Annotated in this window: 18 protein-coding genes; 10 read left to right on the top strand and 8 right to left on the bottom strand. The window is 29.5% G+C overall.

Translation table 11 applies throughout. The features are described 5' to 3' along the window. Positions 1 to 23: 23 nt before the first annotated feature. Both ACZ5B9_RS01780 and ACZ5B9_RS01775 read right to left on the bottom strand, forming a co-directional pair. Positions 24 to 1,085 carry an SIMPL domain-containing protein gene (locus tag ACZ5B9_RS01780; protein WP_464423113.1) on the bottom strand — a complete coding sequence of 354 codons (1,062 nt, stop codon included), beginning with the start codon at positions 1,083 to 1,085 and terminating at the stop codon, positions 24 to 26. A gap of 100 nt (positions 1,086 to 1,185) precedes the next feature. After that, positions 1,186 to 2,325, bottom strand: a complete 1,140-nt coding sequence (locus tag ACZ5B9_RS01775; RefSeq protein ID WP_464423112.1) for an SIMPL domain-containing protein — start codon at positions 2,323 to 2,325, stop codon at positions 1,186 to 1,188. 735 nt (positions 2,326 to 3,060) lie between these two features. Between ACZ5B9_RS01775 and ACZ5B9_RS01770 the strand changes: the two genes are divergently transcribed. The 10 genes from ACZ5B9_RS01770 to ACZ5B9_RS01725 all read left to right on the top strand — a co-directional run bounded on the left by ACZ5B9_RS01770 (position 3,061) and on the right by ACZ5B9_RS01725 (position 11,300). Then, positions 3,061 to 3,219 (top strand): hypothetical protein, encoded by a 159-nt coding sequence (locus ACZ5B9_RS01770; RefSeq protein WP_464423111.1) that lies wholly within the window; start codon positions 3,061 to 3,063, stop codon positions 3,217 to 3,219. An 882-nt stretch (positions 3,220 to 4,101) separates the two neighbouring features. After that, entirely contained in the window at positions 4,102 to 5,022 is a 921-nt protein-coding gene (locus ACZ5B9_RS01765) for a DDE-type integrase/transposase/recombinase (RefSeq protein ID WP_464422173.1), read from the top strand. A 169-nt stretch (positions 5,023 to 5,191) separates the two neighbouring features. After that, positions 5,192 to 6,145, top strand: coding sequence for a PASTA domain-containing protein (locus tag ACZ5B9_RS01760; protein WP_314293857.1), 954 nt, complete (start codon positions 5,192 to 5,194; stop codon positions 6,143 to 6,145). A gap of 57 nt (positions 6,146 to 6,202) precedes the next feature. Next, positions 6,203 to 7,114, top strand: coding sequence for a ribosome small subunit-dependent GTPase A (rsgA, locus tag ACZ5B9_RS01755; RefSeq protein ID WP_464423902.1), 912 nt, complete (start codon positions 6,203 to 6,205; stop codon positions 7,112 to 7,114). Positions 7,115 to 7,146: 32 nt separating this feature from the next. Beyond that, a complete protein-coding gene (rpe, locus tag ACZ5B9_RS01750; protein ID WP_464423110.1) occupies positions 7,147 to 7,785 on the top strand; it encodes a ribulose-phosphate 3-epimerase in 639 nt (212 codons plus the stop codon). A 64-nt stretch (positions 7,786 to 7,849) separates the two neighbouring features. Next, positions 7,850 to 8,512: a MarR family winged helix-turn-helix transcriptional regulator gene (locus tag ACZ5B9_RS01745; protein ID WP_464423109.1), complete on the top strand. Its 663-nt coding sequence runs from the start codon at positions 7,850 to 7,852 to the stop codon at positions 8,510 to 8,512. A gap of 217 nt (positions 8,513 to 8,729) precedes the next feature. Further along, positions 8,730 to 8,873 (top strand): hypothetical protein, encoded by a 144-nt coding sequence (locus ACZ5B9_RS01740; RefSeq protein WP_464423108.1) that lies wholly within the window; start codon positions 8,730 to 8,732, stop codon positions 8,871 to 8,873. Then, positions 8,828 to 9,223, top strand: coding sequence for an Abi family protein (locus ACZ5B9_RS01735; protein WP_464423900.1), 396 nt, complete (start codon positions 8,828 to 8,830; stop codon positions 9,221 to 9,223). Before ACZ5B9_RS01740 ends, ACZ5B9_RS01735 begins: the two co-directional genes overlap by 46 nt. A 61-nt stretch (positions 9,224 to 9,284) precedes the next feature. After that, the gene (locus ACZ5B9_RS01730) at positions 9,285 to 10,916 is read left to right on the top strand and encodes an Rqc2 family fibronectin-binding protein (protein WP_464423107.1); all 1,632 of its coding nucleotides are present in this window, start codon (positions 9,285 to 9,287) and stop codon (positions 10,914 to 10,916) included. Between the two features lie 123 nt (positions 10,917 to 11,039). Then, positions 11,040 to 11,300: an HPr family phosphocarrier protein gene (locus ACZ5B9_RS01725; protein ID WP_006805017.1), complete on the top strand. Its 261-nt coding sequence runs from the start codon at positions 11,040 to 11,042 to the stop codon at positions 11,298 to 11,300. A 625-nt stretch (positions 11,301 to 11,925) separates the two neighbouring features. On the opposite strand, the gene ACZ5B9_RS01720 is transcribed toward ACZ5B9_RS01725, so the two are convergent. The 6 genes from ACZ5B9_RS01720 to lpxK form a co-directional block, all read right to left on the bottom strand. Further along, positions 11,926 to 13,539, bottom strand: a complete 1,614-nt coding sequence (locus tag ACZ5B9_RS01720; protein WP_464423106.1) for a CTP synthase — start codon at positions 13,537 to 13,539, stop codon at positions 11,926 to 11,928. A 489-nt stretch (positions 13,540 to 14,028) separates the two neighbouring features. After that, positions 14,029 to 15,012 (bottom strand): class II fructose-bisphosphate aldolase, encoded by a 984-nt coding sequence (locus ACZ5B9_RS01715; protein ID WP_006805020.1) that lies wholly within the window; start codon positions 15,010 to 15,012, stop codon positions 14,029 to 14,031. A 218-nt stretch (positions 15,013 to 15,230) separates the two neighbouring features. Continuing rightward, positions 15,231 to 15,950, bottom strand: coding sequence for a glycoside hydrolase family 25 protein (locus tag ACZ5B9_RS01710; protein WP_006805021.1), 720 nt, complete (start codon positions 15,948 to 15,950; stop codon positions 15,231 to 15,233). A gap of 154 nt (positions 15,951 to 16,104) precedes the next feature. Continuing rightward, on the bottom strand, positions 16,105 to 17,376 hold the full coding sequence (gene serS / locus ACZ5B9_RS01705; RefSeq protein ID WP_464423105.1) for a serine--tRNA ligase: 1,272 nt from the start codon (positions 17,374 to 17,376) through the stop codon (positions 16,105 to 16,107). Between the two features lie 199 nt (positions 17,377 to 17,575). Continuing rightward, positions 17,576 to 18,355 (bottom strand): hypothetical protein, encoded by a 780-nt coding sequence (locus tag ACZ5B9_RS01700; RefSeq protein ID WP_464423104.1) that lies wholly within the window; start codon positions 18,353 to 18,355, stop codon positions 17,576 to 17,578. Positions 18,356 to 18,493: 138 nt separating this feature from the next. Further along, the gene (gene lpxK / locus ACZ5B9_RS01695) at positions 18,494 to 19,507 is read right to left on the bottom strand and encodes a tetraacyldisaccharide 4'-kinase (RefSeq protein WP_464423103.1); all 1,014 of its coding nucleotides are present in this window, start codon (positions 19,505 to 19,507) and stop codon (positions 18,494 to 18,496) included. Between the last annotated feature and the right edge of the window lie 5 nt (positions 19,508 to 19,512).

Here is a 19,512-nt window from a genome sequence, read left to right as displayed (position 1 = left end):
AGCAGTTTTCTTAAATTATATTTTTAGTTCATTTCAAATTCAATGTAGACAGTTTTTGAAATATTTAATTTTTTTGGCGAAATTACGATGTTTCTTCTTGTGGATTCATCAAGAAGCTCCCTGTCACTTTTTTTCACTTGCACTAGGTTAGTCGCATAATTGGCTTCATTGTAATAGTTGTAGTTGTAATCGTAATAAGGCTGGATAACTCCGTATGATTTATCTGTGATTGTAACAGGATTTTTTAGGTTTAAATCTGTTTTTCCTAAGATAACTTGTGCTTTTTTCAAGGCTTCCTTGTAGGCATTTTCGTAAAGTTCATTTTCCAGTTGCTGCTTATTGTCAATGTCGTATTCGATTTGCCCAGTCGTACCGATTCCCAATGTACTTGCTACATTTATGATGTTTCCAAGATTTTTTAAATCTCTTGTTTCAACTTCTATCTGGTGTGAAACGATCTGAATATTTTTTTTGTTGCTTGTTCTTTTTTCAAGGCTTACTTCCTTATTGTCGTATCCTGAAATTTTTACTGTACTTGCGGAAATTCCTGCTTTGCTCAATTTTTGCTGAATATCATTAAATTTTGACATTGCATTCTGGTATGCCTGTTTATTTGTCGCATTTTGGGATTCAATAGTAAAAATATATGTGCCGTTTTTACTTCTGTTCAACGAATAAATTTTTTCAGCTGCAAGAACACTCATAAAATTTTTCAACGTATCAAGAGAAATTCTGTCAACTTCTACTGAAAGTTTTGTTTTATATTCCTTTTTCCCTTTGTTTTCAATTACTGTATCCCAGTTATATGTTTCATAAGTGGAATATCCTGTCGAATTAATCTTGTTGTATTTTGTCCCAGTCTGAGCAAGCAATCTTTTATATCTTTCTAAAATTTGAGAATTTTCAGCACTTGCCTTATCCAAACTTTCGTTTTCAGTTTGAATTGTAAGGGCAATTTTTGCCGAATTTGGCATAATTTCCTTTTGTGAAACTCCTCTAACCTGTATTCTTTTTCCAGCAACTTCGCCATCTGCAAATGACAATACTGAAAAAATCATTATAAGTAACGCTATTATTTTTTTCATTTTAAAATTCCTTTCTAAAATTTAATTTTCATTCTTTAAATATAGTCGAGTATAAACTAATCCGTCGGAGCATTTTTCTGTGAAAGTTATACTATTTTTGTTATTTCATTTCATACATAACTGAAATATTTTGCACAAGTTTTAATGGTTTTGGAGTATAGTCAACTCTAGGTTTACCAGCTCTCATTGGCACAGGTGCAGACGCTGCCACTGACTTAGTTATCATTCTATCATTTGAATACTCAAGTTCTGCCGTTGGCGCCGCATTATAAGCCACACTCCAGTCCTGATCAATCCTGTCAATCATCTTTTGCTGAAATTCCACATCTTCACTCACAATAATTGGTGTTCCCAATTTCATCTTACTGGAACGCAAAATGCTTTCTGCCTTCTGTTTTGTCTGATTATAAGCATCTTTGTACATTTCTGATTCAATTTTGTCTTTGTCTGACAAGTCAAAATTAATTGAACCGTTTATGTTTATCCCATTATCATCAGCAATTGAAATTATAGTATTAAGCTCCTTTATATTTTTTGTCGTAAGCACAAACTCGTTTGTAACATAGTAGACATCTTTTCTTGAATTTTTGTTATCTGTTGTATAATTTTCTTTTATCGTATAATCACTCAAAATAATATCATTTTCAGGGATTCCAGCTGAAATCAGCTTTCTTCTTGAAGTATTAAGTTTGTTAAACACTTTATTTAAGGCTTGATCAACCGTTGTCCCGTTTTCATTTATGTTAAATGCAAATGTATTTTCATCAAAATTTTTCTGAATGCTTTGCAAATTATCCCCGTCTTCCAAGTCAATCAATGCTGAAATCTTGTTAAAATCAGTATTTTTTACCAGCATTGACATATTTACATCATAAGAAGTTGGCTTTTTATCAGTCTTTTTGACAGTTTTATTTGGAACAGTTTTCACATCCAGAATATCTTCATCATCTTGATATTCGCTTCCTTTCCTATTGTAAAACGCCTTTGTTTCCAAATTCTCAAGTGATATTTTCCTAGCTCTCAATTCACTTTTAAACTTCTCAATCTTTTTATTAACCTCATTAGTTGTCTGGCTTAAATTACTCCCCTTTTCCTCAATCTTAAAATTAATTTTTGCCAAATCAGGCATAACTTCCCTTTCTGCATTCCCAGTAACACTTATCTTTCTGACAATATTCTCATTAGCACTAAACGAAATTATGCTCATCAGTGAAAAAAGTGCAATTGCTATCTTTTTCATATTTACCTCCATAATTTTTATTTATTATTTTTTAAAATTCCATATCTTTTATATAAGTATAACACACGTATATTAAAAGTAAATGAGGGTTTTTATTTTTATTTCAAAATAAAATTAATCAAAATAATTAAAAATTTTTGTCCTTAATACCGTTTCTATTTTATAATGAGATTTAGTATTAGATTATTTTATTTAATATTAGTTTTTTTCTTTTTCTTTTCGTAGGATTGCTCATTGCCGCAAATCCTACAACCTATGGCTAGACTACGACTTTTATTTGCCCAACTCCGAAACTCCTCCTTTCAGTCGTCAAACAGTCGTAGTTGAACAAATAAAAGCTCCGTCGGTTTATTAAAACAAAAAAATTATATTTTAATTATTTTGAAATATTAGGTTTTTATCCTTTGTTGGAAAAGTTTGTAATAAATTTGTTATTTAAATGGAGTTTAGTATTAAAGTACAAATCTCAAATAAAATATCTACTATGTTTTAAAAAAATTGCAATTCGTTTTTTATCAAAATATTTTAAATTACATTGTAATATTTAGATATAATTTTATTTTTTATTAAATTTTTTTCAGAAATAGAAAAAGCAATTTGTATTCCAACTTAAAATATTGTATAATAAAAATATAAAAAGAACACAAATAGTTAATACATAAAACAGAATAAATATCTGACATAGATATTTAAAACAGAAGGAGATGATATGAAATGTTTAAGAAAATTTTACTCATGATTATACTGACCGTGGCAATTATGGGATGCAGTGCACGTGATATTGCCCTATGGAAAGAATCAGATCGGAGAGCTTCTGAAAGAGGCGTAAGATGTTTTGAGAGGGCTGATGGAGTTTATTACTGTAAGGATAGATACGGAAACAGAGTCTATTAGATACATGTGACATGGAAAAGACAAGATGGATGACACTGTGAAAAATATACAGAGGGCAGGAGCTTCCCATACAGGGGAATGTACTCCTGTCTTTTTTTGAGTAAATATTCTATTTCTATTCTGTCTGATACTATTTCCCATTTAAATAACAAATTTATTACAAACTTTTCTAATTAATAAAGTATATAAACCTAATTTTTTCAAGTAATTTAAGATATAATTTTCACCTTTTAAATAGATTCTAGTATGAATTAATTTGTCGGAGCATTTTTCTGTGCTGGCAAAACTGTTTGAGCATAGCGAGTTTTTTGGCAGTGCAGAAAAATGTCGTAGACTAGCCATAGGTTATTGCGTAGCAATCTTGCCACAATTTTAATTATTAGGATAAATCTTTACTGCAAGATAAGGATTTGCGGCAATGAGCAATCCTACGGAAATAAAAAGAAAAAACATAATAATATGAAAAAATTTTTATTAATTAAAATATATAAAAAATAATTTAATTTAATAATTACGAATTAGCTATTAAACAACCCTATTATGAAAATCTCGCATGGATACTTAAAAATTAGATTTACAAAGTTACCAAATTAATTGTTGTAGAATTTCATCTCTATTTTACCTGTCGCCTTTTTAACATCATTTAATTCTTTATTATCTTGTATTAGATTAAATTCCATATTTGTATAAACTACGCTTTGTAATATGTCACATAAATTAATTTCTTCTAAGTAAGATTTCTTAAAAAATATAAAAGACGAATTACAATCTAAAAAAATAAATGTTGTGAGATAATACATATGTGACAAGAATATACAAAAAAAGAAAGGTTTCTGATATAATGTAAGCCAACCAAAACCACATTAAGGAGAAACCTTTCATATGAGTAGTATATCAGAAATATACCGTGTTCGTCAACGGGCAATTGAGTATGCAATAAAACATAATAATAATTCAAAGGCAGCAGTGAAATATAAAACATCACGTCAGCAGATAAAACGTTGGAGAGACAGATACGACGGCACAGTCCAGTCTCTTCTGCCAAAAAGCAGAAGACCTGAAAGCCACCCAAACCAGCACACGCAGGAAGAAATAGAACTGGTTATGAAAAAATACAGGAAATTTGGCTATGAAGGGCTGGCAGAAGTTTATGTCAAAGCGAGAAAGGAAGGCTACAGCCGTACATACGATTCAATGTGCAGGATAATAAGGAAAATGAAGGGCAATGCCAAAGAAAACATTAAAAAGCCGCATAAAAGAAAAAAGAAGGCTGAACAGGCGAAGTACCCTGGGGAAAGAGTACAGATAGACATAAAATATGTTCCGGAAGAATGCATACAGTTTGGCACACGTGACCAGAAGTATTATCAAATAACGGCATTAGATGAATATACAAGAAAAAGAGTGTTAAGGATAGCAGATGAAAAAAGCACCTATCAGACCGCAAAGTTTCTAGAGAACTTGGAAAGGGAGCTGGGATTTGACATAAAGAAAGTTCAGACAGACAATGGGAAAGAGTTCACAAATTCTGAAAGTGATAAGAAAACGCTGTTTGAGGTGAAACTGGAGGAGAAGGGGATAGAGTACGTGACAACCCGTCCATATTCGCCATGGGAGAATGGAAAAGTGGAAAGAAGCCACAGGCTTGACAGCAAGTACTATGGGGACAAGAAATTTAAAAGCAAGGAAGAACTGTTAAGGGCAATAAGGAAATACAATACAAGATACAACAACATATCAAGAAAAGTACTGGGCTTTAAGAGTCCAAATGAAGTATTAAAAGAGTACAAGGAAAATCAGTAGGTTAAAGATACATTAGGAAAGAAATATTTTTTTTAATATATTTTTGTAACAAATGTTTGACATCTATACAGACGAATTACAATCTAAAAAAATAAATTTATATCATTTTTTCAATATTTATGATATTATATAGAGTAAAGAATTAACAATAAAAATAACGAGGTGAAAAATGGCCACAAAATATAAATTTAATTATGGAAAATTTTTTAGAACTATTATTGTACTGCTTTGTTTAGTGGCATTAATAAGATTTGGCAAGGATGTTTTTGAACGTCATTTTTTTAACACTAGACTTACAGTTATTCCTGATGTCATAAATCTTGACAAAAAGGATGCAATAAAATATTTGAAAAAAGCTGGACTTAAGGTTAAAGTTATTAACTCAAAGACAGAAAAAGTTCCACTGGATACGGTTTATAATCAGGATCCACGCCCAGGCAAAGAAGTCAAAGTCAACAGAGTTATAAGAATATGGGTAAATAACGGAGAAGATGTAAAAGTCCCTAATATTATTGGACTGGAACTGCTTGAAGCAAGATCTCGGTTAAAAGGGCAAAATATTCAGATTGAAACGATTGATTATTACCCGTCTAATCAGAAATATAATACGATTTTGGGAGTTTATCCAAAACCAGGTACAAAACTTGAGATTAACCAAAAAATTTCAATACTGGTTTCTTCACAGCAAATGGTAGATCCGTCAGTTATGCCAAATATAACAGGACTTGACTTAAACGATGCGAGAGAACTGTTAAAACAGATTGGGCTTGATATTGGAAATATTTCACGTACAAGCGACCCAACATTGCCTGTAAATACAATTATTTCAACAAATCCTGCGGCTGGAACAAAAATTCAGAGAGGACAGAAAGTATCAATTGTATTGAATACTGGAGCTGCTCCTAAAAAACGTGAAAAATCAACAGAAGAAATTATCAATCAATCTCAGGAAGATATAGATAATCAAGAAATAGAGAGAATTATTGACAACACTATTAACCAAATGGATCGGCAAGGTACCGAACAGCAAAACAATGGAAATTCACAATCTTCCCCACGTAATGGTTCAAAAGGCGGCGGAAATAATAATGATTCTGGTGGCGATGAAGATAGCAGCGAATAGTTAAAATGATTAAAAATTTAGAAAGGAGATGGGAGTTATTTTGAATGTTATTTTGAAATTTCTCCCAAATATTTTATTAAAGGAAAAGTTATTAGAAAAATAAAAGGATTTTACTATGTTTTAGATGAAAATTCCAAAAATTTGAATGAAGAAAATATTTACGAATGCAAGTTACGTGGAACATTAAAAGTAAAAAATGATAAAATGAACTGTATTATCGGGGATATTGTAGAATTTGACGAAAAGGAAAAAGTTATTGAAAAAATTGAAAAAAGGGAAAACTTTTTATATCGTCCACTAATTGCAAACATTGATTTTATTGGTATTTTATTTGCAATAAAAAGCCCAAATTTTGATTTTACAAATTTTCAGAAAATGCTGTTAAACGCAAATTCTCAAAATATTCCAGTTGTACTCATATTATCTAAAGTTGACTTAGTTTCAAAAGAAGAACTGGAGGAATTTTTTAATAAATTTAAACAAATTTTTAAAGATACAATTTCTATTTTCCCAATTTCAACTGAAACGAATACTGGAATTACGGAATTACAGCAATATATAAATAAAAAATCAGTTGTAATTTCAGGACCATCGGGTGCCGGAAAATCGACACTTATAAACACTCTAATTGGTAAAGAAGTACTAGTTACAAATGATGTCAGCCAGAAAACAAAAAAAGGGCGACATACAACAATAGAAAGCCGATTTTTTATGTCAGCACCACATTCATACATAATAGATACTCCAGGATTTTCGACATTGGACTTTCCAAAACTGGAAGAAAAAAAGGAACTGGAAAAATTATTTCCAGAATTTCTAGAATTTATCCCTAACTGCAAATTTCGAGATTGTATTCACGTAAACGAGCCAAATTGTGCAATAAAGGAAAATGTCGAAAATAGTAATATTCCACAAGAACGATATGATTTTTATCTATATTCATTACAAAATATAAGATTTAATAAATAATTTAAAATAAAAAATAGAAAGAGTTGATTTTTATGATTAAAGAAAAAAGTACAATAATCGCACCTTCACTGCTTGCTGCAGATTTTAGCAAATTAAAAGAAGAAATTACGGAAGTGGAAAAACTAGGAGCAGAATATCTGCATTTGGATGTTATGGATGGAAATTTTGTACCAAATATAAGCTTTGGAGCTCCTGTTATTTCATCTTTACGAAAACATAGCAATCTTATATTTGATGTACACCTGATGGTAAACGAACCAGATTACTTAATAGAAGATTTTGCACAATTCTCAGACATAATCACAGTCCATGCTGAAGCTACAAAGCACTTAAACAAAACAATCCAGCTAATAAAATCTTTTGGAAAAAAAGTAGGAGTTGCATTAAATCCTTCTACTCCACTGGATGTTATAAAATATGATCTGGATAACATTGATATGGTGTTAATTATGACAGTAAATCCAGGATTTGGAGGACAGAAGTTCATTCCTGAAATGCTTCAAAAAATAAAAGACTTGCGAAAAATTAACCAAAATATTGATATTGAAGTGGATGGAGGAATCAACGCTGAAACTGGAAAACTTGTAAAAGAAGCTGGAGCAAATGTGTTAGTTGCAGGTTCATATATTTTTAGCGGAAATTATAAAGAAAAAATTGAATCTTTAAAATAATAATTTTAAAAAATAAATAAAGTTATGAAAAAGTCAAAAATAAAGTAAGAAAGGAACAATTAAAATGTATGAAAAAATAGAAACTCTATTAGACAAATTCTATAAAACATATTATAAAATTGAAGAAATAAATTTGAATCAGGTAATTAAATGCTTGACTACATCTGAACTTCATATTATTGAAGCGATTGGGGAAAATGAAATTACAATGAATGAACTGTCTGACAAACTGGGCATTACAATGGGAACAGCCTCAGTCGCCGTAAACAAATTAACCGATAAGCAATTTCTGGAGCGTTCCCGGTCGGACGTTGACAGGCGTAAAGTTTTTGTAAAACTGACTTCAAAAGGAAAAGTTGCATTAAACTATCATGGAGATTTTCACTCAAATATTCTTGAAAAAATTACAGACGACATTCCATCAAAGAAACTAGAAACATTTATCGAAGTTTTTGAAACAATTGTAAAAAACCTTGATAAAGTCAAAAAAGATATTCAGCCTGAATCAATACTAAATTTTGAAAAAGACGATTTGGTTCAAGTTTCATCAATAAAAGGAAGTGTTGCAATCAGAAAATATTTAAATGAAAAAGGCGTTATGATAAAATCACTAATAAAAATTATAAATATTGATAAATATTTGATAACTTTGCTCGTAGATGGGGATGAGAAGATACTAAATATTGAAGATGCAGAAAATATTATGGTTAGAAAAAATGCTCTTTAAGAAAGTCCACTATTACAAAATCATTGAATAAGATAATAATAAAACAACATAAGAACAATGACAATTAAATACAGTAACTGTGATAAATTTTTTGATTTTTTATTGACAATTTTATAAAAATAGAGTAGAATTAATTATATCAAACCCCCTGCAGTATTTTAAATAATACAAGGTTAGCATACCTACGCAGGGCTTTTTTTTAGGAGAATTTAAGAAAATGATGGCAAGAGATGAATTTCTGACTTTTAGAGAACAAGTAAAACTCTTTAAAGATAGAGGAATGATTATTACTGATGAAGAAAAAGCTGAAAAAATATTGCAATTTATAAATTACTATATAAAAAATATCAGAATAAAATAGCTAAAGAGCATAATTTATCTGGAATTATATATTTATCTTGGTTGGAAAATATCAATTTAATTAGAAACTTGTCAGCTCATAATTCAAATATTGTAGATATAAAATTTTCCACAAAGCCCAAAATATTAGATGAATTTAAAAACAAATTATATTTTGTTAATGGTAAAATATCCGATAGGATAGCAGTATCAATTTTAATATTAGAATATTTAGCTTTTGTAATTAATTTAAAATACCCAGATGGGGCTATTAGAAAAAGTTTAAAAAAATTATGCCGTAACAAAACAGATGAAGAAGCTCAAAAATTAGGTTTTAAAGATTTTGAAATAATTAAAAATTTAAAGATATAATCACAGTTATTAATCTAATTGTGATTTTTTTGATAAAAATAAAATATATAAAGGAGGGAATATGCTTTATTTAGATGGAATTGGAATTTCATTTTTGATAAAAGAGATAAAAGAAAAAATATTACGATATAAATTGACAAAAATTTTTCAATATGATAGAGTTTCATTTTCACTTTTTTTTGGAAAGAATAACTTGATTTTTCAAGTAAAGGACAATTCAACAATTTTTTACTTAAAAGACGAAAAAGATCCAAATACTGATTTTCAATCAAAATTTTTGTTATCACTAAAAAAATATTTACAAAATTCGATTTTAATAAATATTCGTCAGGAAGGTTTTGATAGAATTGTATATTTTGACTTTGAAAAGTTAAATCAGTTTGGAGATGTGGAAAAATATACATTAATTATTGAAATTATGGGAAAAGCGAGCAATATTTTCTTAACTAGCAAAGATAAAATTCTCTCTGCTCTCTATTTTACTTCAATTGATGTTGGAAACCGTGTTATTATGACAGGTGCAAGATATACTTTGCCATTTGAGGAAAAAAAGATTTCGCCACTTTATCTGGAAGACGAAAATTTTCCATTTGAAACTGAAACTTTTATGGAAAAAATCGAAGGTGTCGGACGTGCCTTTGCACTCGAATGTTCACAAGATTACCACACTTTTAAAAAATATTTATCCAGTTATAAGCCAGTAATGTATGAAATCATAAATCGTGGAAAAATCCAGAAAGTGCTAACTTACAACGAATTTTCTGAATTTAATCAAAAGGAAAATGCAACTTTAGAAAATGAAAGAAAATATTTTGAAACTTTAAATGAAGGTTTAAATGCTTATTTTAAAACAACTATTACTTCCAACGTTATTAGTGAAAAAAAGAAAAATCTACTAAAATACGTTGATTCACAAATAAAAAAATTCAAAAAAATTAAGAAAAATATAAAAGTTGACTTGAAAAAAAATGAAAATTTTGAAAAATATAAAAATATTGGAGATATTTTGGCAGCGAATATGCACCAGATAAAATATGGAATGAAAAAAATCACGGTTTTTGATTTTTATAATAATGAGGAAGTTACAATAAATCTGGATCCGCTTTTGTCTCCAAATGATAATTTAAACTTTTATTACAATAAATATAATAAAGGAAAACGTACAATTTCAGCCTTAGATTCCAGATTTTTAGACATTCAAAATGAAATAAGATATTTTGAGGAAATAAAAATGTTTATCGAAAAAGAAAATGATTTTATTGGAATTGAAGAAATTGAAAACGAACTGAATTTAACAAATAATGGACATAAATCAAAAAATAAAATTAAATTGAATAAACCAAAAAAACGTGATTTATTGTCGTTTGACTACAAAGGCTTTCAAATCTTCGTTGGAAGAAACAACAAGGAAAATGAAGAAATATCCTTTTCAAAAGGACAACCTAACGACATTTGGATGCACGCAAAAGATATTCCTGGCAGCCATGTTCTTATTTTACGAAACAATCAGAAAGTTCCAGATGATGTTCTTCTACATGCAGCAACCCTTGCTTGCGACTATTCCAAGGCTAAAAAAGGTGACAAAATTACAGTTGACTACTGCGAAAGAAAATTTGTAAAAAAAATAAAAAATAGTAAACCTGGAAATGTGATTTATACAAACTTTCACTCTTTATTAATCGAAGTTCAATAACTTTTTTCTAAATAAACTATATTGTTTGACTGACTAACAGAAAAAATGTTTTTCAAACTTATTGACAAATACCAAAAACTGTTGTAAAATTAAGGTAGAGATATAATTAAGGAGGATAAATAAATGGCAAGTAAAACAGTTACTATGACAAATCCTACAGGATTACATACAAGACCAGGTGGAGTATTTGTTGCTAAAGCAAAAGAATTTGAAAGTTCAGTAGAAGTGGAAAACGAAGGAAAAAAAGTAAATGGAAAATCTTTATTGAAATTATTATCAATTGGAATTAAAAACGGTTCAGAAGTTACAGTTCATGCTGAAGGACCTGATGCTGATGAAGCAGTTGAAGTATTAGGAGAATTATTAGCAACTATCAGAGACTAATAAATTTGTAGTAATTAAGTAAAATAAAAATATTGTTTTTTATAGATTTGTTATAGAAAATATGTTTTATTGAACTAGAAAAAAAGACTTTCTTATTTTTAAGATTGTCTTTTTTTTATTTGTTATATATTTTCATACTAAACCTCTCTCTAAGTCTATACTTTATACTATTCCTCATTTAAAAATGAGAATAAATTTTCATAATAAGGTTGTTCAACAGCTAATTCATAATCATTCAACTTTTTTATTTTTTCTTTTCGTAGGATTGCTCATTGCCGCAAATCCTACAACCTATGGCTAGACTACGACTTTTATTTGCCCAACTCCGAAACTCCTCCTTTCAGTCGTCAAACAGTCGTAGTTGAACAAATAAAAGCTCCGTCGGTTTATTAAAACAAAAAAATTATATTTTAATTATTTTGAAATACTAAGTTTTTATCCTTTATTGAAAAAGTTTATATTAAATGGTTAGTTTATTTTGTTTATATTTTAAGTAGGCTGTCTCCTTTCACCTACATTTCTAGAATTTCAATTTTACTAATTCAAAATTTCCAAAATAAAAAAGCAGAAAAACTCCTAATTAATAAAAATTTTCCTGCTTAAATTATTTTTCAATTAATTATTATTATTTTTCACTTCGTTTCTTTAATGCCGCTTTTATCCAGCCTGTGAACAATGGATGTGGACGATTTGGACGGCTTTTGAATTCTGGATGGTATTGTGAGGCTATAAAATATGGGTGATTTTTTATTTCAATTACTTCCACGTAATTTCCGTCTGGAGATAATCCTACAATATCCATTCCAGCTTTTTCAAATTCTTCTCTGAAAGCGTTATTAAATTCGTATCTATGTCTGTGTCTTTCAGCAATCTGAGTTCTTCCATAAACTCTTGCAGCCAAGCTGTCGTCTTTTAATATACATGGATATGCCCCAAGACGCATTGTTCCTCCCATATCTTTCAGACCTTTTTGCTCTTCCATAAGGCTTATAATTGGATATGAAGTGTCCTTTTCAAATTCTGTTGAAGTAGCACCTTTATAGCCAAGCACGTTTCTTGCAAACTCTACACATGCCATTTGCATTCCAAGACAGATTCCAAAAAATGGAATGTTATTTTCCCTTGCAAATTTAATCGCTTCAACTTTTCCATCTACTCCTCTGTCACCAAATCCGCCTGGCACTAAAATTCCATCATATTCAGCCAGTTTTTTCACATCAAATTCTCCAGCCTTAAAATAATCAATCTCAACTTTTGTATCAAGATTAAACCCAGCATGCTCTATTGATTCATGAATACTTATGTAAGCATCCTTTAATTCGATATATTTTCCAACAACTGCTACTTTTACAAGCTTTTTAGGATTTTTGAATTTTTCCACCATTTTAGTCCATTCAGTCAGTAATGGCTTTTCATTTCTTATTTTAAAATGCTTGCAAATTACATCGGCAAGTCCTAATTTTTCCATAGTTAATGGAATTTCATAAAGGCTTTTTGCATCAAGTGATTCAATAACCGCCTCTTCATCAATATCACAGAAAAGAGAGATTTTTTTCTTAATATTTTCATCAACAGGATGTTCACTTCTCACTACAATCACATCTGGCGAAATCCCAAGCCCTTGAAGCATTTTTACGCTGTGCTGTGTAGGTTTTGTCTTTAATTCTCCTGCTGCTTTTAAATAAGGCAATAATGTTACATGAATGTAAGCAATATTTTCTCTTCCAACTTCTCTTTTCAGCTGACGAATTGCCTCAATAAATGGATCACTTTCAATATCCCCAATTGTCCCACCAATCTCAGTAATTACAATATCAGAGTTATTCTCCTCAGCAGCTTTTATAACATTGTACTTAATTTCATCTGTCATGTGAGGCACAGTTTGCACAGTTCCTCCTAAAAATTCGCCACGACGCTCTTTCGCAATAATTTTTGACATAATTTTCCCAGTTGTCAAATTATTATACTTTGTCAGATTCTCATTGATAAATCTTTCATAATGCCCCAAATCCAAGTCAGTTTCTGCTCCATCCTCTGTAACAAAAACTTCCCCATGCTGATAAGGGCTCATAGTTCCTGGATCCACATTTATATATGGATCAAACTTTTGAATTGTAACCTTATAGCCTCTTTCTTTAAGCAATCTCCCTAAAGAAGAAGCCACAATTCCTTTTCCAAGCGATGAAACAACTCCACCTGTAACAAATATATATTTTGTTGAATCATTATATGTATTCATTTTTCCTCCTATTTTCTATTCCTATTTATTCAATTTTAAATATTTTTGGCATTTTTATAAAATATCACTTAATTTAACAGATTATTTTTTTAATAAACTATTATTTATAAATATTTTTCTCTTTGATTTCTATATTTTTCTTTTTATTTTCGTAGGATTGCTCATTGCCGCAAATCCTACAACCTATGGCTAGTCTACGACATTTATACTAGAATATGTTTGAAAAATGAAAATTATATTTTAATTATTTGAAAATATTAAGTTTTATCCTTTAATTAGAAAAATTTGTAATAAATTCGTCATTTAAATGGGGTTTAGTATAAGAATTAAATTTTCAAATACTTTTATTGTTTTTCCCACAAAAAAAGAGGAAAAAAAAAATTTTCACCTCTTTTAAACAAATTTATTTATGTAAAACTTAAAAGGAATATCCCAAGTTTGAGAATAAACTTGAGATAGTCCAAATTAATTTTCATTTTTTATTTGTTATTATCTTGCAGCTCCAGCTTTGTAAGCTCCATTTGATCCAAATACGTTTCTGATTTTATCTTTGTAGTATTCTTTCATGTAGTCTTTTGCAGGTCCTACATATTTTCTAGGATCAAATTCTCCAGGATTTTTAGCGAATACTTCTCTGATTCCTGCTGTGAAAGCTAATCTTCCATCAGTATCTACGTTAATTTTAGCTACTGCTGATTTAGCGGCTTTTCTTAATTCTGAATCAGGGATACCAATTGCGTCTGCAATTTTTCCACCATATTGATTAATCATTTCAACAAATTGGTGTGGTACTGCTGATGAACCATGTAATACGATTGGGAATCCAGGTATTCTTTTTTCGATTTCTTCCAAGATATCCAATCTTAATTTAGGATCGTCTCCTGGTTTGAATTTGTGAGCTCCGTGAGAAGTTCCAATTGCGATTGCTAATGAATCAACTCCTGTTTTTGTTACGAAGTCTTCAACTTCATCAGGTTGAGTATAAACGTGTTCTGCTGCTACTACATCGTCTTCGATTCCAGCTAAAACTCCTAATTCAGCTTCAACTGTAACATCGTGTTGGTGAGCGAAATCAGCAACTTGTTTTGCTTCTGCAACGTTTTCATCGTAAGGGTGGTGAGATCCGTCATACATTACTGAAGAGAATCCGTATTCGATACAGTCTTTTGCTTCAGCGAAGTTTGGACCATGATCCAAGTGCAATGCTACTGGAATGTCTGATCCTGATGCTTCTACATAAGCTGTTGCAGCTTTTGCAAGCCAAGGTAACATTTCTTTACCGATATATTTTCTTGCACCTGTTGATACTTGAAGAATTACTGGCGATCCTTCTTCAACGCACGCTTCGATAATTCCTTGTAATTGTTCCATGTTGTTAAAGTTAAAAGCAGGTACTGCATAACCTTCTTTATTTGCTTTAGCAAACATTTCCTTAGTGTTGCTTAATCCTAAATCTTTAAAATGATATTTCATTTTACGCCTCCTAATATTTATTAATTAGATTAACTTCTTTAATTATATGTTACCAAATTTTCGTATAAAAATCAATAGAAAACAAAAAATAATAGTTAAAAATAAAATATTTTTTTAAATATATGCTTAAATACCACCAAAATAAAATTTTAAATTAAATTTTGGTATTGGTAACTCATACTTCCTATTAATTTTAAAATTTTTTATAACAATGGCTGTCAATTTATTTTATTTTGATTTATCAATTCTTCCACTGTCATTCCTTTTCTAAGTACATTTTTATCTGTAAAGCCTGGAATTCCTTCAATTCTTCCACGTCTTGAAACTTGCCAGATTATCCACCTGCTATCTTCTTCTATTTTTGGAAAATATTTATAATCTGTAATCCAAATTTTATTTTCAGGAAATTCACCTTTTATATATGCATTATAAGTATTGTAGTTTACATAAAAAATTACTCTCTTTTGATAGTGTTTTTCAAGTTTTTCAACCATATCTTTTAAATGCTTGATCACATCTGGTTTTTTATATTTTTTTGTAGATATTTCCAAATCAATCATTGGTGGTAAAGTTTTGTCAGAAGCTGGCACTTTGCTTATGTAAAAATCAGCTTGCGCTTCTCCACTGCTCGTCATTGTGAAAAAATGATATGCTCCAACTATAAAGCCATTCAATCTGGCATTATTCCAGTTATATAAAAAATCTGTATCAAGAAAATTTTGTCCTTCAGTTGCTTTCAAAATAATAAATTTGTATTTCTTATCTACACGAGTCCAGTTCACTTTTTCCTGATGATGTGAAATATCCAGCCCCTGAACTTTATATCCAGCTAATTCCGCTAAAATATCATTATGATACAAATATCCGCTAAATTCCAAAAACCCCGCTATCCCTCCAAAAATTATCATAATTGTCAAAAATTTTATAAATTTCGCCATATTTTCTCCATTCAGTCGTTTTTAATAACAAAATTGTTTTCAAAATTTTAATAATTTATTTCTATTATTGAATTATTGAATTTCATTTTTAAGTGGTTTTTTAACAGTTTATGAAAAAATCAGATTAATTTGATAGCTGGTTATAACGATTTTATTATTTTATAACTGTCATTCCACCCATATAAGGCACTAATACTTCCGGAACTTTTATAGTTCCGTCATCCTGCTGGTAATTTTCCATAATTGCAAGCAATGTTCTTCCCACTGCAAGCCCTGATCCATTCAAAGTATGTACAAAATGGCTCTTTCCTGTTTCTTTTTCCCTGTATTTAATCATTGCACGTCTAGCCTGAAAGTCCTCTGTATTTGAGCAAGAAGAAATTTCCCTGTATTTCCCTTGACTTGGCACCCAAACTTCCAAATCATAAGTTTTTGCTGCACTAAATCCTAAATCTCCACTGCAAAGTGCCAGTACCCTATATGGCAATTCGAGTTTTTGCAATATTTTTTCCGCACAGTTTACCATTTTTTCAAGTTCATCGTAAGAAGTTTCAGGTTTTACAATCTTTACCATTTCTACTTTGTTAAACTGATGCTGTCTTATAAGGCCTTTTAAATCACGCCCTCCAGAACCGGCTTCCTTTCTGAAGCAAGCTGTGTATCCACAGTAATATTTAGGCAATTCCTCTTCATCCAGAATTTCGCTGTTATGTAAATTTGTAAGTGTAACTTCTGCCGTTGGAATCAAGTACATTTCATCGCCTTCAATTTTATAGGCATCATCAGCAAATTTTGGAAGCTGTCCTGTTCCCACCATCATTTCCCGTCTAACTAATTGTGGCGTAAAAATCTCCTCAAACCCATGTTCCCCAGTATGAACATCAATCATAAACGCAATCAAAGCTCTTTCCAGTCTTGCCGCCGCATTTTTATAAACTGTAAATCTTGAACCACCAAGTTTTGCCCCTCTTTCAAAATCCAAAATCCCTAATTCTACTCCTAGTTCATCATGTGATTTTATTTCAAAGTCAAACTCTCTTGGAGTTCCCCATTTTCTAACTTCTACATTATCATCTTCATCTTTTCCAACTGGAGTTGTATCACTTAATTTGTTTGGAATCGTATAAGCAAGTTCCAACTGCTTTTCATCAATTTCTGCTACCTTTTGGTCAAGTTCCTTAATTTTTGAACTGACAGTCTGCATTCTCGCAAGTAGTTCAGCAGGATCTTTTCCTTCCTGTTTATATTTTCCTATCAATGCACTTGACTCATTTCTTTCTTTCTTCAGCATTTCCACTTCCTGAAGCAAATTTCTTCTATCTTCATCAAATTTCAGCAATGAATCTAAATCAAAGTCACTATTTCTATTTTTTAAATATTCTCTGACTTTATCGGCATTTTCCCTTATATATCTCATCTCTAGCATAACTCTATTTAATTCCTTTCTTAATTAATATATCTATTTAATTTGTTTTTTACTATTAGCAATTTAGTAAATCTTTGTCTTAATATTACTTTGATTAACAATTATTTTTTGATTTATATTTCTAAACTTCCTTTTAACGTAAAGACATCATACGCCACGCCCTCTTTCACAATAATTAATCTTATAAAAACTAAAAACTTTAAAGATACTCATACAACACTTTTTTACTTTCACTTAAATTTTCAAAATCATAATTTTTACTAAATTCTATTTTTTTTACATTTTGAATATTATACTTTTCCACAATTTTATCATAATTTTCCACATAAATTTTTTTGTAAAGTTCATCAGCTTGATTTTCCACAAAATAATTTAAGTTTTCCACATTTTCAAAATTTAGAAAAGCTGAATCAGATTTTATGAAATAATTTATGACATTTTTTATTATCTCATCTATTTTATCACGAATTTCGTTAAATTTTGAACCATTTTCAGTTTCAACTTTTTCTATCATTTTTTCTGCAAAAAAAGTTTTTACAAGTTTATTTGTATCTGTTGAAATTAATGAATAGTTGTATAAAATTTCAAAAAATTTATCTTTATTCCGATAAAGCAGTTCATTTCCTAATTTTACAGCATAAATTGATTCTTTATTAAAAATGCTTCTTCTAAATCCATCTATTAATTTGGGAAGTTCAACTTTGCTTAACCGTTCTATTTTTTTGTCTTTTTCTTTAAATGTTTCCAAAAATTGTTCACTTATGATTTGCTTTATATTTTCATTTTTTTTATTTTCACTAAAATAAATATATCCCAATTCTAGTATAAATGATGGTTCTTTAGATGTTATCTTAAAATTTTTGTCAAGCTGAAAATATTTTCGTTTTTCAAAATTATTTTTATATTTTAGAATAAATTGTGAAAAATTTTCTGTATTTGAAAATACATTTTCACTTTCCAGCTTTTTATTTTCAGTCAAAATTTAATTCCTCCCTTCTGCTTCATTTTCTAATCTTTGTAAAAATCCTAATTTTTTTAATAATTACAATATTTTTTATATTTGATTTTATAACTTTTATTTTTAAAATTTTGATTTCACCAAAACCTTAGATTTAATTTATTTTTCAACAATTTTAAATTCCATTTTCAAAATTATTAAGTTTTCTATATTTTCATCAATTTTCACAATATCCTTTTCCGTTGTTAAAACATAATCATAGTTTTTGGCTTTTTCTTTTATTTCCAAAATTTCTTCGTTTGTGTAAACGTGATGATCTGTAAATTTTATTTCATCAATATTACTTGGATTTAGTTTTTTTATTGTCTGATAAAATACAGCTGGATTTGCTATTGAAGAAAAAATCCGAACATTTTTATTTTTAATAATTTCTAATGGAAATTTTTCATTTTTTATATTGTTTTCATTATTTATTTTACCAAACTTTTTACCATTTTCAAAATTTAATTTGTAAAAATAACTTTCTTCAAAAGTAGCAACAGAAATCGGTTTTTGATATTTTGCCAGTCTTTCGTTAATTTTCGCAATTTCTTCTACCGAAACATAGTTACTTTTTGTAATAATAATTTCATCAGCCCGCTTCAAAGCATCTAGTGACTCCCGCAATCGTCCCTTTGGCAAATAATCGTCCATTCCAAAAGGATTTGTTGCATCTATAAGAATTATATTTTTATTTTTTTTCAATTTTCTATGTTGGAAACCATCATCCATAATAATTGTTTCCACACCACATTTTTCTTTTAAAAAAGTTGCACCTTCATAACGATTTTTACAGACTACGACAGGAATTTGAAAATTTAAGGCATGTAAATAGGCTTCATCTCCTGATTCCTTTGAAGTAGCATAAATCTTTTTTTCATCTCGTACAAGCAGTAAATCAGTTTCCCGTTTTCCCTTGTAGCCTCGACTCAGAATTCCAACTTTTTTATTCTTCTCTAAATATTTTTGCACAAAATACTGCACAGCCGGTGTTTTCCCAGTCCCTCCTGCCACAATATTTCCAATACAAATTATTTCCACTCCATCAACCTTTTTTTCTTTAAAAATATTCAAATCATAAAGTTTGTTTCGTAAAAACATAATAAATCCATATATACTCGACAATAATTTCATTAATT

This window comes from Leptotrichia sp. SK-5 (assembly GCF_055387215.1).
This window is presented reverse-complemented; position numbering and strand designations above follow the sequence as displayed.